The sequence below is a fragment of the Serratia sp. CY82433 genome, assembly GCF_052166535.1.
Classification (GTDB): domain Bacteria; phylum Pseudomonadota; class Gammaproteobacteria; order Enterobacterales; family Enterobacteriaceae; genus Serratia; species Serratia sarumanii.
This window is the reverse complement of record NZ_JBJNOR010000004.1, coordinates 55,542-68,719: the sequence shown is the minus strand read 5'-3', so window position 1 is coordinate 68,719 and position 13,178 is coordinate 55,542. Positions and strand designations below refer to the sequence as shown.

General features: G+C 61.3%; 14 protein-coding genes. 8 read left to right on the top strand and 6 right to left on the bottom strand.

Translation table 11 applies throughout. The features are described from left to right. Positions 1-25: 25 nt before the first annotated feature. On the top strand, positions 26-1,003 hold the full coding sequence (gene ghrB / locus ACJ8PI_RS18740; protein WP_085286590.1) for a glyoxylate/hydroxypyruvate reductase GhrB: 978 nt from the start codon (positions 26-28) through the stop codon (positions 1,001-1,003). Position 1,004: 1 nt separating this feature from the next. Here the strand turns inward: ghrB and ACJ8PI_RS18735 are convergent, their stop codons facing one another. After that, positions 1,005-1,157, bottom strand: a complete 153-nt coding sequence (locus tag ACJ8PI_RS18735; RefSeq protein ID WP_019455508.1) for a hypothetical protein — start codon at positions 1,155-1,157, stop codon at positions 1,005-1,007. A gap of 196 nt (positions 1,158-1,353) precedes the next feature. Here ACJ8PI_RS18735 and ACJ8PI_RS18730 point away from each other — a divergent pair, with 196 nt between their 5' ends. The 4 genes from ACJ8PI_RS18730 (at position 1,354) to ACJ8PI_RS18715 (ending at position 5,479) form a co-directional block, all read left to right on the top strand. Further along, on the top strand, positions 1,354-3,417 hold the full coding sequence (locus ACJ8PI_RS18730) for an alpha-amylase (protein WP_164134548.1): 2,064 nt from the start codon (positions 1,354-1,356) through the stop codon (positions 3,415-3,417). 135 nt (positions 3,418-3,552) lie between these two features. Beyond that, positions 3,553-4,803 carry a valine--pyruvate transaminase gene (locus ACJ8PI_RS18725; RefSeq protein WP_101427591.1) on the top strand — a complete coding sequence of 417 codons (1,251 nt, stop codon included), beginning with the start codon at positions 3,553-3,555 and terminating at the stop codon, positions 4,801-4,803. A 74-nt stretch (positions 4,804-4,877) separates the two neighbouring features. After that, the gene (locus ACJ8PI_RS18720) at positions 4,878-5,099 is read left to right on the top strand and encodes a ribbon-helix-helix domain-containing protein (RefSeq protein WP_004933932.1); all 222 of its coding nucleotides are present in this window, start codon (positions 4,878-4,880) and stop codon (positions 5,097-5,099) included. Then, a complete protein-coding gene (locus ACJ8PI_RS18715; protein ID WP_033649548.1) occupies positions 5,099-5,479 on the top strand; it encodes a type II toxin-antitoxin system VapC family toxin in 381 nt (126 codons plus the stop codon). Before ACJ8PI_RS18720 ends, ACJ8PI_RS18715 begins: the two co-directional genes overlap by 1 nt. Positions 5,480-5,489: 10 nt before the next feature. On the opposite strand, the gene ACJ8PI_RS18710 is transcribed toward ACJ8PI_RS18715, so the two are convergent. From ACJ8PI_RS18710 to ibpA, 3 genes are all read right to left on the bottom strand, one after another. Beyond that, positions 5,490-7,148 (bottom strand): putative transporter, encoded by a 1,659-nt coding sequence (locus tag ACJ8PI_RS18710; protein ID WP_033649549.1) that lies wholly within the window; start codon positions 7,146-7,148, stop codon positions 5,490-5,492. A gap of 166 nt (positions 7,149-7,314) precedes the next feature. Further along, entirely contained in the window at positions 7,315-7,743 is a 429-nt protein-coding gene (ibpB, locus tag ACJ8PI_RS18705; protein WP_004933922.1) for a small heat shock chaperone IbpB, read from the bottom strand. A 100-nt stretch (positions 7,744-7,843) separates the two neighbouring features. Next, a complete protein-coding gene (gene ibpA / locus ACJ8PI_RS18700) occupies positions 7,844-8,257 on the bottom strand; it encodes a small heat shock chaperone IbpA (protein WP_164134547.1) in 414 nt (137 codons plus the stop codon). A 310-nt stretch (positions 8,258-8,567) separates the two neighbouring features. Between ibpA and ACJ8PI_RS18695 the strand changes: the two genes are divergently transcribed. Beyond that, positions 8,568-8,915 carry a YceK/YidQ family lipoprotein gene (locus ACJ8PI_RS18695; RefSeq protein ID WP_033636538.1) on the top strand — a complete coding sequence of 116 codons (348 nt, stop codon included), beginning with the start codon at positions 8,568-8,570 and terminating at the stop codon, positions 8,913-8,915. A gap of 30 nt (positions 8,916-8,945) precedes the next feature. Here the strand turns inward: ACJ8PI_RS18695 and ACJ8PI_RS18690 are convergent, their stop codons facing one another. Both ACJ8PI_RS18690 and ACJ8PI_RS18685 read right to left on the bottom strand, forming a co-directional pair. Further along, the gene (locus tag ACJ8PI_RS18690) at positions 8,946-10,226 is read right to left on the bottom strand and encodes a DUF3748 domain-containing protein (protein WP_041037321.1); all 1,281 of its coding nucleotides are present in this window, start codon (positions 10,224-10,226) and stop codon (positions 8,946-8,948) included. Positions 10,227-10,316: 90 nt separating this feature from the next. After that, on the bottom strand, positions 10,317-11,051 hold the full coding sequence (locus tag ACJ8PI_RS18685) for an acid phosphatase (RefSeq protein ID WP_033636536.1): 735 nt from the start codon (positions 11,049-11,051) through the stop codon (positions 10,317-10,319). A gap of 217 nt (positions 11,052-11,268) precedes the next feature. Here ACJ8PI_RS18685 and ACJ8PI_RS18680 point away from each other — a divergent pair, with 217 nt between their 5' ends. Both ACJ8PI_RS18680 and ACJ8PI_RS18675 read left to right on the top strand, forming a co-directional pair. After that, a complete protein-coding gene (locus ACJ8PI_RS18680; protein WP_039568273.1) occupies positions 11,269-12,237 on the top strand; it encodes a threonine/serine dehydratase in 969 nt (322 codons plus the stop codon). Further along, positions 12,224-13,165 carry an ornithine cyclodeaminase family protein gene (locus ACJ8PI_RS18675; RefSeq protein WP_060423507.1) on the top strand — a complete coding sequence of 314 codons (942 nt, stop codon included), beginning with the start codon at positions 12,224-12,226 and terminating at the stop codon, positions 13,163-13,165. Before ACJ8PI_RS18680 ends, ACJ8PI_RS18675 begins: the two co-directional genes overlap by 14 nt. Positions 13,166-13,178: the final 13 nt, after the last annotated feature.

Sequence of the window (13,178 nt, the reverse complement as noted above, 5' to 3'; positions counted from 1 at the left end):
CCCTTTGGCCCAGCTGGAGTTCGTGATGAAGCCTTCTATCGTATTGTACAAAAGCCTGCCCGCCGATCTGCGTGAACGGCTGGAACAGCACTTCACCGTGCACGCCTTCAACGGCCTGCAGCCGGAGAACCGCGACGAACTGCGCCAGGCGCTGCAGCAGGCCGAAGGGATCATCGGTTCCGGCGGTAAAATTGACGAAACCTTCCTGCAGCAAGCGCCCAAACTGCGCGCGGCCTCGACCGTTTCCGTCGGCTACGACAACTTCGACGTCGAGGCGCTCAACGCCCATAACGTGCTGCTGATGCACACCCCGACGGTGCTGACCGAAACCGTCGCCGACACCATCATGAGCCTGGTGCTGGCGACCGCGCGCCGGGTGGTGGAAGTGGCGGAACGGGTGAAGGCCGGCGAATGGCGCGGCAGCATCGGGCCGGACTGGTTCGGCGTCGACGTGCACCATAAAACCATCGGCATCCTCGGCATGGGGCGCATCGGCCTGGCGCTGGCGCAGCGCGCGCACTTCGGCTTCGGCATGCCGGTGCTGTACAACGCCCGCCGCACGCACGAAGAGGCGGAGCAGCGCTTTAACGCGCGCCGCTGCGATCTGGATACCCTGCTGGCCGAGTCGGATTTCGTGTGCATCACGCTGCCGCTGACCGAACAAACCTTCCACATGATCGGCCGCGATCAGCTGGCGAAGATGAAGAAAAGCGGCATTCTGATCAACGCCGGCCGCGGGCCGGTGGTGGATGAGCAGGCGCTGATCGAAGCGCTGCAAAACGGCGTGATCCACGCCGCCGGGTTGGACGTGTTCGAGAAAGAGCCGCTGCCGGCCAACTCGCCGCTGCTCAGCATGCCGAACGTGGTGGCGTTGCCGCACATCGGCTCCGCCACCCATGAAACGCGCTACGGCATGGCCGCCTGCGCGGTGGATAATTTGATCGCCGCGTTGACCGGCACGGTGAAAGAAAACTGCGTCAACCCGCAGCTGTTGCGGAAATAACTCAGCGCGGCCGGTGGTCTGCGGATAACCGGCCGTGTTGCTCTTCCTGCTGCGGCGCGAACAGCGCCTGCAGCTGATGTTCTTCGGCGAAGTGCTGCAATTCGGCATCCTGAATTGCCTGAACGATCTCTTCTCGCCAGTTTTTGTCCGTCATCGCTAACCTCCTTTGATGTTCATCGTTTAATCTGCCGCAGCGCGCGCGCAAAGCCAAGCCGAATCAATCCGAAAACGCTCCGCCCTTTCTCTCCTCCCCGAAAAACCCTCGCAGGGAGGAGGCTATTTTTCCGCCGTTTGCCACACTGGGCGCTACCCTGCGAGAAAAACGCTTCCTGCCGCGCGTAAGGAGAGCCATGAAACTGTTACCCCTGCCCTTGTTGATGCTGCTGTCGCCTTCGGCGCTGGCCGGCTGGACGCTGCCGGGTTTCCCGGCCTTCGACGAAACTGCCGCCGGGCTGTTTACCAGCCAGGCCGCGCTGCCCAAAGGCCAGCTGCCGCTGCGCCTGTATCAGGATAACCACTGTTGGCAGCCGGCCGAGGCGGTGAGGCTTAACCAGACGCTGTCGCTGCAGCCCTGCGGCACTCATCCGCCGGCCAGCTGGCGACAGTTCCGCGCCGGCGACTATCAGGTGCGCATCGACACCCGCAGCGGCACGCCGACGCTGCAGCTCAGCCTGCGCAGCGCGCCGGAAAGCGCCGCCGTTGTTGCCCGCAGCTGCCCGCGCGGGGACGGCAAGCCGGTCACGGTCGACGTCGCCTCCACCTTCGCCGAAGGCGAAACGCTGCGCGATTTCTATTCCGGCCAAACGGCGCAGGTGAACCAGGGAAAAATCACGCTGCAGCCCGCCGCCGCCAGCGGCGGCCTGTTGCTGCTGGAGTCCGCCACCACGGCGAAACCGGCGGCGTTCAGCTGGCATAACGCCACGGTCTACTTCGTGCTGACCGATCGCTTTGAGAACGGCAATCCGGCCAATGACCACAGCTACGGGCGCCGCAGCGACGGCCTGCAGGAAATAGGCACCTTTCACGGCGGCGATCTGGCCGGCCTGACGCAAAAACTGGATTATCTGCAGCAGCTCGGCGTCAACGCCTTGTGGATCAGCTCGCCGCTGGAGCAGATCCACGGCTGGGTCGGCGGCGGCACCAAAGGCGATTTCCCGCATTACGCCTATCACGGCTATTACGCGCTCGACTGGACTCGCCTCGACGCCAACATGGGCACCGAACAGGAGCTGCGCACGCTGGTCGAGCAAGCGCATCGGCGCGGCATTCGCATTCTGTTCGACGTGGTGGTGAACCATGTCGGTTACGCCACGCTGGCGGATATGCAGACGTTTCACTTCGGCTCGCTGTATCTGCAAGGCGCGGAGGTGGAGAAAACCCTGGGGAAAAACTGGGGCGACTGGCGCCCCGGGCCAGGGCAAAACTGGCACAGTTTCAACGACTACATCAACTTCAGCGACAAGGCGGGCTGGCGCCAATGGTGGGGGAAAAACTGGATCCGCACCGACATCGGCGACTATGACTCACCGGGCTATGACGATCTGACGATGTCGCTGGCCTTCCTGCCGGACATCAAAACCGAAGCGCCCGGCGTCAGCGGCCTGCCGCTGTTCTACCGCCACAAGCCTGACACCGCCGCACGCGACATGCCCGGCGCCGCCACCCGCGATTACCTGACCGTCTGGCTCAGCCAGTGGGTGCGCGATTACGGCATCGACGGTTTCCGCGTCGATACCGCCAAGCACGTGGAAAAACCGACGCTGGCGCTGTTGAAGCAGCGCGCCACGGCGGCATTGGCGGCGTGGAAAGCAGAGCATCCGCAGCAGGCGCTGGATGACGCGCCGTTTTGGATGACCGGCGAGGCCTGGGGCCACGGGGTGATGAAAAGCGACTATTACCAAAACGGCTTCGACGCGATGATCAACTTCGACTTCCAGGACCAGGCAGCGCAGGCATTGGGCTGCTTTGCCGACATCGACGCCACCTACCGGCAGATGGCCGAGCGGCTGCAGGATTTCAACGTGCTGAGCTACCTCTCTTCACACGACACCCGGCTGTTCTTCGCCAGCGACGCCAAAGGCTCGCTGCCGCTGCAACAGCGGGCGGCGAACCTGCTGTTGCTGGCGCCGGGCGCGGTGCAGATTTACTACGGCGATGAAAGCGGCCGCCCGCTCGGCCCCACCGGTTCCGATCCGCTGCAGGGCACCCGCTCCGACATGAACTGGCGTGAGCTGCTGGGGGAAAAAGCCCCGATGCTGGCCCACTGGCAACGGTTGGGGCAGTTCCGCGCTCGCCATCCGGCGATCGGCGCCGGCGTGCAAACCCCGCAGCCACACGCCGCCTACTACGCCTTCAGCCGCCGGCTCGGCGACGATAAGGTGATGGTGGTGTGGGCCGGCGAACGGTCACAATAATCCAGCGTAATATGCTACCAATCGACCAATGGGCGAAGTTTGTGCCCATTGGTCGATTTATCGGCCGCGTTGCAGCGGGATTTGTCTGGCGGTATGGTGAGGGATTACCTGCTAAGAAACAGTACTGCTGCACCTATGACTTTCTCACTTTTCGGCGAAAAATTTACCCGTTATGCGGGCATTACCCGTTTGATGGACGACCTGAACGAAGGCCTGCGCACCCCCGGTGCCATCATGCTCGGCGGCGGCAACCCGGCGCAGATCCCAGAGATGGAAGCCTACTTCAAACAGCTGTGTCAGGAGATGCTCGATCAGGGCAAACTGACCGAAGCGCTGTGCAACTACGACGGCCCGCAAGGCAAGGACGCGCTGCTGAAAGCGCTGGCCAATCTGCTGCGCGACGAGCTCGGCTGGGAGATTTCGCCACAGAATATTGCACTGACGAACGGCAGCCAAAGCGCGTTTTTCTACTTGTTCAACCTGTTCGCCGGCCGCTACGCCGACGGTTCGCTCCGCCGCGTGCTGTTCCCGCTGGCACCGGAATACATCGGCTATGCCGACGCCGGGCTGGACGAAGGGCTGTTCGTCTCCGCCAAACCGAACATCGAGTTGCTGCCGGACGGCCAGTTCAAGTATCACGTTGATTTCGAACACCTCACCATCGGCGACGACATCGGCATGATCTGCGTTTCGCGGCCGACCAACCCGACCGGCAACGTGATCACCGACGAAGAGCTGATGAAGCTCGACCTGCTGGCGCAGCAGCGCGACATTCCGCTGGTGATCGACAACGCCTACGGCGTGCCGTTCCCCGGCATCATCTTCAGCGACGCCACGCCGCTGTGGAACCCGAACACCATCCTGTGCATGAGCCTGTCCAAGCTCGGCCTACCGGGCTCGCGCTGCGGCATCGTGATCGCCGACGAGAAGGTGATCACCGCGCTGACCAACATGAACGGCATCATCAGCCTGTCGCCGGGCAGCATGGGGCCGGCGATGGCGACGGAAATGATCGCGCGCGGCGATCTGCTGCGCCTGTCGAACGAGGTGATTCGCCCGTTCTACAAACAGCGCGTCGAGCACACCATCGAGATTATCCGCCGCTACCTGTCGCCGGAGCGCTGCCTGATCCACAAACCGGAAGGGGCTATCTTCCTCTGGCTGTGGTTCAAAGATCTGCCGATCACCACCGAAGTACTGTATCAGCGCCTGAAAAAGCGCGGCGTGCTGATGGTGCCGGGCCATTACTTCTTCCCGGGGCTGGAGCACGAATGGCCGCACACCCACCAGTGCATGCGCATGAACTACGTGCCCGATCCGGAGAAAATCGAGCGCGGCGTGGCGATCCTGGCGGAAGAGATCGAACGCGCGCATCAGGAAGGCTAACGCCAGCTGATTGAAAATCGACCGATAAAGATATACGATGCATATATCGTATATCTTTTTTTGGAGGGCTAGCGATGACTCGCATCGTGATCGATTTACCTGAAGAAGACCTGCGGCAGCTCGACAATCTGAAAAATATCCGCCACGTTCCCCGGGCCGAAATCATCCGTCAGGCCGTCTCCCGTTATCTGACGGAGAACCACGTTGAAGATCCCAGCAATGCTTTCGGGCTCTGGTCCGGGGCGATGGGCGATGGCGTAGACTACGAAAATCGTCAGCGCGAGGAGTGGGAATAATGGTGGCTCAACGGGCGTTATTCGACACCAATATCCTGATCGATTATCTCAACGGCATTCCTCAAGCCAAAGACGTTCTGACCGAATACCACATCAACCCGGCTATTAGCGCCATCACCTGGATGGAAGTGATGGTGGGTGCCAAAAAACAGGGGCCGGCGCTGGAGCTGAAAACGCGCCAGTTTTTAGGGCAATTCCTGCTGCTGCCTATTACCGATGAAGTTGCCGAACGCGCCGTAGAATTGCGCCACTCACAGCATGTGAAGCTGCCGGACGCCATTGTCTGGGCCACCGCGCAGGTGGGGTTCCGAACGCTCATCTCCCGCAACCCCAAAGATTTTGGCACTGACAACGGCGTGTTAATGCCTTACCGGCTGTAGTCGGGCAGCGTTACAGCGTCCAGAACAGCACCGCCAGCAGCTGCGGCGACATGATGCGCAGGAACATCGCCAGCGGATACACGGTGGCGTAAGACAGCGCGGCGGCGCCGCTGGTAGGATGCAGACCGTTGGCGAAGGCCAGCGCCGGCGGATCGGTCATCGATCCCGCCAGCATGCCGGACAGCGTCAGGTAGTTCATCTTGCCCACCGTGCGCGCCAGAATACCGACGCTCAGCAGCGGAATGGCGGTGATCAGCGCGCCGTACCCGACCCACGTCAGCCCCTCGCCGTGCAGCAAGGTATCGATGAAGTTGCCACCCGACTTCAACCCGACCACCGCCAGAAACAGCACGATGCCCAGTTCGCGCAGCGCCAGGTTGGCGCTCGGCGGCATAAACCAGTACAGCTTGCCAATACTGCCGATGCGCCCCAGGATCAGCGCCGCCACCAGCGGCCCGCCGGCCAGCCCCAGCCGCAATGCCGCCGGGAAGCCGGGCACGAACAGCGGAATGGAGCCGAGCAGCACCCCAAGGCCGATGCCGATAAACACCGGCAGCATCTGCACCTGCTGCAGTTTTTGTTGGGCGTTGCCGACGATTGCCGTCACCGCGTCGATGGCCTCCGGCCGGCCGACCAGGTTCAGAATGTCGCCGAACTGCAGCGTCACGTTGCTGCCGGCCACCAGCTCCACGCCGGCGCGGTTGAGGCGTGAAATTACCACGTCATACTTTTGCTTCAGGTTCAGATCGCGGATTTTCTTGCCCAGCACCTGCTCGTTGGTCACCACCGCCCTCACCACCTGCAGCGCGGTGCCGCGCGTGGACAGCGAGGCGTCCACCTCTTCGCCGATCACCAGCCGGGCGTTCTCCAGATCTTCGCGTTTGCCCACCAGATGCAGGTAGTCGCCCAGCTCCAGCCGCTCGTGCGGCGCCGGCACCATCAGCAGCTCCCCGCGTTTGAGGCGCGAACAGACGATCGCTTCACCGTTGAGCAGCGGCACCTGCTTGATCGCCATGCCCTGCAGATTGGGGTTGCGCACCGCCACGTTGATGGCGTGCAGCAGCTCACGCTGATTGCCCAGGCTGCTTTCAAACGCCTGCGCCTCGCGCTCGATGTTGATGCGGAAAAACAGCCGAATCAGCCACATCACCAGCAGGATGCCGCATATGCCGAACGGATAGGCCATGGCGTAACCCATCCCCATGCCGTCCACCAACGCCGGATCGGAACCGAGATCGGTCAGGATTTGCTGACCGGCGCCCAGCGCCGGGGTGTTGGTGACCGCGCCGGAGAACACGCCGAGGATGATCGGCAGCGGCACGTCGAACAGCTTGTGTACCGCCGCCGCCACGACGCCGCCGGTCAGCACCAGCAGCACCGCGAAGGCGTTGAGGCGCAGCCCGGAGACGCGCAGCGAAGAGAAGAAACCGGGGCCGACCTGAATGCCGATGGTGTACACGAACAGGATCAGGCCAAACTCCTGAATAAAGTGCAGCATGTCCCCGTTCAGGTTGATTTGCCCGCTCTGGGCGAAGTGGCCGACCAGGATGCCGCCGAACAGCACGCCGCCGATGCCCAGCCCAACGCCGTACAGCTTCCAGTTCCCCATCCACAGCCCAATGACGGCCGCCAGCGCCAACATGCTGACGGTCAGGGCGATATCGCTCATAGGTCACATCCTTGCCAAAGTTGAAAAGGAATTTGCGGCCAAAGACACACAATTAACAAGGATTATGACATCGGACAAACGGGGGGACTGTGGCATGCGCCACATAACGCAGCGGGGGAGACCCGTCTGGATCTCCCCCGCATGATGATGACCGTTTTTCAGTCGGTTATTTGGCTTCCAGCTCCGGCGTCGCCCCGATGGCGATGCGCTGCGGCTGCAAGGCTTCCGGCACCTGACGCACCAGATCGATGTGCAGCAGGCCGTTTTCAAATTTGGCCTCCGACACCTGCAGATGCTCCGCCAGGGTGAAGGTCAACTGGAACTCTTTGCACACCAGGCCCTGATGCAGGTATTCGACCTGTTTTTCCGGCGGTGTGGGTTTACCGCTGACGGTCAGCCGCGGCCCTTCCACTTCGATATTCAGTTCGCTCTGCCGGAAACCGGCCAGCGCCAGAGAAATGCGGTAGTGATTGTCATCGCTTTTCTCGATGTTATACGGCGGGAACCCCTGGGGTTCCTGGCCGCCCATTGAGCTGGCCAATTTATCAAAACCAATCCACTGACGCAGAAGCGGGGATAAATCGTAATTACGCATAGGAACAACTCCTTTCATTAAGCGAGATGTGTTTATTCAGCCCCCTGACGGCAGGCTGGGTATTATTTTCCGGCAGCGTACCTGCCGGCGAAACGGAAATTTATTTAATTTCGATGCGGCGCGGTTTTAATGTTTCCGGCACGATGCGTTGCATGTCGATATACAACAGGCCATTCTCCAGTTTGGCGCCTTTAATTTGAATATGTTCGGCCAGCTGGAATTTACGCTCGAAATTACGCTCGGCGATACCTTGGTATAAATAGGTTTTTTCTGCCGGTTCGTTATTGTGCGCCCCGCGCACGATCAGCAGATTATCTTGCGTGGTGATCTCCAGCTCCTGCTCGGCAAACCCGGCTACCGCGATGGCGATGCGATAATGATTTTCGTCCACCAGCTCGACATTATAAGGCGGATAACCGCCGTTGCCCTGACTCTGGCTGGCTTCCAGCGCGTTGAACAGGCGATCGAAACCAATGGCGGAACGGTATAGCGGGGAAAGATCAAAATTACGCATAAAACAGCCTCCTAAGGCACTTCAGCGAGGTTGAAATAAATACGCCTTCCACTCTGGACAGGCTAATTAAGCCAGAATTCCCTTACGGCGAATTCTCAATTCGGCTCTGATGATAAAATGGGGGTTGATTTCATCAATTCAACAGGCGAGGATCAAAAAAACTTCGTACCGATTAGGCGAAAGTTTTTTTACCACTTACACTAAAGTGAGAGAGCCGCCACAGAGCGGGATTTTGCTTCTTTTAAAGCAGCGACAGGATGTTATAACTCAGCTTAATTTTAGGGGCACAGCAACCCTGCAGGATGGATTAATGACGACGATGAAAGCGATAGCGACGGGCTGCATGTTGTTGGCGACCAGCGGTTGCTCCAGCGTGATGAGCCATACCGGCCCGAATCAGGGTTACTATCCCGGCACCCGCGCCAGCGTGGACATGCTGAAGGACGACAACACCAGTTGGGCGATGATGCCGCTGGTGGCGCTGGATCTGCCGTTCTCTGCGGTGATGGACACCGTACTGCTGCCTTACGACTATCTGCGTTCCGGCAACGACGCCACCGCAGACTCGCCAAAAGCGCGCATCCTGCGCAGCGAGCAGCAGAATCTGGCGGCAACCGGCAATCCCGGCGAAGGCAACGACAGCGCCGCCACACACTAATCACACACGCAGCGGGCCATCAGGCCCGCCTTACACCTCAACCACAAAGATCTGGTTGAACCCCGCTATCTCGCGCATAAACGCCACTTTCTTGCCGTCCGGTGAAAACACCACGGCGTCCCCTGACGGCGGCTGCGCGCTGCGCTGCGTCAAACGCTGCAGACGGCCGCCGGCGACCTCGCACAGCATCACGCTGTTGTCACACACCAAGGCAATCGCCCCGCCCTGCGGGTGCCAGCTGAAGGCAGACTGGATATCATGCTCGCTGTGGCTCACCTGGCGCGGCTCCCCGCCGTTCGGCGACACCGTCCACAGCTGCACCACGCCGCCGTCATCCTTCATCAAAAACGCGATCTGGCTGCCGTCCGGCGAGCTGCGCAGCCAGTGGCGCGGTGCGCCGGCCACGCCCGGAAAACGACGATCGCCGGTAAAGGTCACCCGCCGCTGCCTGACGCCCTGCGGCGGCGCCGGCAGCTCGCTTTCCGTTCCCTGCAGCGGCAGAGCGCCCGCCCTGGCGTAATCGGCATCGTTCTCCGGCAGATCAACGATAAACACCTCCGGCAGCTTTTCACCGGCGGCGGACAGCGTATCGCCGATGAACGCCAGCGCCCAGCGCTGCCGGCTGCCGTCGGCCTTACGGTAACCTTCGCGGCCAATCCAGCCTTCTTCGTAAGCACGATTGATCTGATCGCTGCCCGGCTGCGGCTGCGGCACGGTCTCGCTGACCAGCACGCAATAGTGGCTGCCGTCATACTCGCGCGGATGCTGTTTCGGCGGATTGACCCCGTGCAGCGGCACGGCCACCCCGACGTTGCGCAGATCGCGCGCCGGATCGCACTCGTGCATGACGTGATCGTTATAGGTAAAGCTGAGGCGGCTGCCGTCCGGGCTGAATACGTGCACATGGCTGCCGCCGCGCAGCGCGCCGGGGGTGTAGGGGGCGGTGATATCCAGCGCGTCGAGGGTGATGGCCAACTCGCGATCCGGTTCGCTGACGATCACCCCGCGGCGGTGGTGAAAATCATATTGCCAGGCGCTGTCCGGGTGCTCCGGGCCATGGATAAAGGCATAGCGCGCCGGCGCATCGGGGCTGACCGTGACCACGCCGACGTGGGCGCCGTGCTGAGCGCGATAAACCACCTCCACCGCGCCGCTGGCGACGTTGACCCGCTCGATGCTCAGACCGGTGAAAGAGGCGCCGCGCGGGCGCACGTCATAAGCCAGCCATTGGCTGTCCGGCGTCCAGACGTTGATATTGGTTAACTGATGCCCGCGAGGGTCGAAAGTCAGCTGTTTTTCCCGATGGCTCATGGCGGTTCTCCTGCGCATGCCGGCACTGAGTCGCCATCTTACCGGATCGGCGGCAGCGTTTCATATGGCGCGCTGCCGCGTGAAGCAAGGTTATTTTTTCAGGGCGTTGAATTCCGTTTTGGCCCTTTGCAACTGCGCGGCGAAGGTGGGCTCCGCGTGCAGTCGGGCGACGATGGCCGAGGCGACCAAGCGCGCGGCGGTCACGTCGCTTTGCCAGTGATAACCGCAAATCACCCGGCTCTGGCCCATCTCATAGCCGCGCTGCAGTATCGTCCCCTGCCTGGGAGGGTTAATCTCCGCCAGCACCAGCGCGGTCGCCCAACCGATGGCGGTGTGCCCGGAAGGATAAGAGCCGTTCGTCGATAGCGTGCTCTCTTCATCCGGTCGGCAAGTGGGCTCATGGTAAAAAGCGAACGGCCGAATGCGCATATAGTGATTTTTGGCGCTGCGGGTAGCCAGATCGCCGGCGTCTTCACGCATTTTCATCACCAGTTTGAACAGCTCCGGCGTATTATCCTGGGTGATTTCCGTACCGAAAGCGCCGGATAATGCGGCGGCGACGCCATCCCCCGTTACGTGTGCGTCGTGATAAGCCTGTTTGCCCCGTTCGGTATTACGCAATAATTTCCCGGCATCATATTGCGCCTTGTCATTCATAAAATCGATGCTGTCAACGGCGGGCGGCGGCGGCAATAACGCCAGGCTGTCTATCGATTGCGACTCTTGCAGAAAATAAACCTCCGGTTGGGTGGTCACATCTTTGGCGGCGAAACCAAACGGTGTCAGCGCGGCGTAGGTTAATGAGGCGAGTAATATTTTTTTCATTGTCGTTCCCTTATTAAAATAATGAGCGGTTGCGACTTCCTTAACGCAAATAAATAAAAAATCGTGCCGCTAAACTATACGTTAATGATTATTTTTCGCCGCCAGTGCGATCACATTACGCCGTGCCCGCTTTTGCCCGGCGGCCGGGCGACGGGGTTTACAATCAATACAAAAAAGTACAAACTGGATTTTTAAGTCTAAACATTCTGGAGCCGGTATGAACCCCCTCTTCGATGCCATTGTTTCTGCCCATCAACAGCTGCGCCCTCAGGTACGGGTCACGCCATTGGAGCGCAGCGTGCTGCTTTCACAGCAGCTGGGCTGCGAGCTGTATCTGAAATGCGACCATCTGCAGCACACCGGCTCCTTTAAATTTCGCGGCGCCAGCAACAAGTTGCGGTTACTGGACAGCGAGCAACGCCGGCGCGGCGTGATCGCCGCCTCTACCGGCAACCACGGCCAGGCGGTCGCTTTGGCGGGGCAGCTGATGGGCGTTGGCGTCACGGTTTATGCGCCAGAGACGGCGGCGAGCATCAAGCTAGACACCATCCGCGCGCTGGGCGGCACCGTGGAACGGGTGCCGGGCGATGCGCTGAACGCCGAACTGGCCGGGGAACAGGCCGCCCGCGAACAGGGAAAAACCTATATCTCGCCGTATAACGACGAGCAGGTGATCGCCGGCCAGGGCACCTGCGGCATGGAGCTGGTTGAACAGCTCACCGGTCTGGACGCCGTGTTCGTGGCAGTCGGCGGCGGTGGCTATATCGCCGGTATCGGCACCGTTCTGCGGCAATTGTCGCCGAACACGCAGCTTATCGCCTGCTGGCCGGAAAACGCCACCAGCATGTACAGCGCGCTGGAAGCGGGCCATATCTTCCCGGTGGAAGAGCAAGACACCCTGTCCGACGGCACCGCCGGCGGCGTCGAGCCGGGCGCCGTGACCTTCCCGCTGTGCCAACAGCTGATCGACCGCAAAGTGCTGGTCAGCGAGACGGAGATCAAGCACGCGATGCGCCGGATCGCCGCCAGCGATCGGTGGATTATCGAAGGCGCGGCCGGCGTGGCGCTGGCGGCGGCGATCAAGCTGGCGCCGGAATACCAGGGAAAAAAAGTGGCGGTGGTGCTGTGCGGTAAAAACATCGTGCTGGAGAAGTACCTCAAGGCCATCGCCGATGCACATCCTTAATCGGCAGCAAATCCTCGCCGCGTTCGACGCCGAGGCTATAACCCCGCTGCTTAAGCAGGGTTTTATCGCCTATTCGCAACGGCGGGTGCAACAGCCGCCGGTGCAGCACTTCCTGTTCGAACAAGCCGCCGGCGATTGCTGCATCAAATCCGCCTGGCTGGAAGGCGAAGAGCTGTTCGTGGTCAAGGTCTCCGCCGGTTTCTATCGCAACGCCGAACGCGGTTTGGCCAGCAATCAGGGGCTGGTGGTGGCGTTCTCCGCCCAGACCGGCGAACCTCGGGCGCTGCTGCAGGATGAGGGCTGGCTGACCGCGCTGCGCACCGCACTGGCCGGCCGCATCGCCGCCGAACTGTGCGCGCCGCCGCATATTCAGGCGATCGGCATGGTCGGCACCGGCCTGCAGGCCCGGCTGCAGCTGCAATGTCTGAAACCGGTGACCGATTGCCGCGAAGTGTGGGTGTGGGGCCGCAACGATCAGGCGCTGGCGGCGTATCGGCGCGAAGCCGAGGCCGAAGGTTTTCAGGTGCGGGTTACGCAGGATGCGGCGGAACTGGCGGCGCACTGTCAGCTGATCGTCACTACCACGCCCAGCCGCGAACCGATTTTACAGGCGGCGGATATTCGGCCCGGCACGCACATCACCGCCGTGGGTGCCGACGCGCCCGGCAAGCAGGAGCTGGCGACCGATCTGGTGGCTCGCGCGGACGCACTGCTGGTCGATGCGCTGGCGCAGTGCGCTGACTATGGCGAGATCGCGACGGCTTATCGGCAAAATAGGCTGATTTCAACGCCAATCGTCGAAATGGGCGCCGTCTTGGCGCTGGGAGGGCGGTTGCGAAGCGAGCCGCAGCACATCACCATCGCCGATCTTACCGGGCTGGCGATTCAGGATCTGCAGATCGCCAAAGGGGTGTTGGCGGCAATATAAAGGGGCGCCGTAG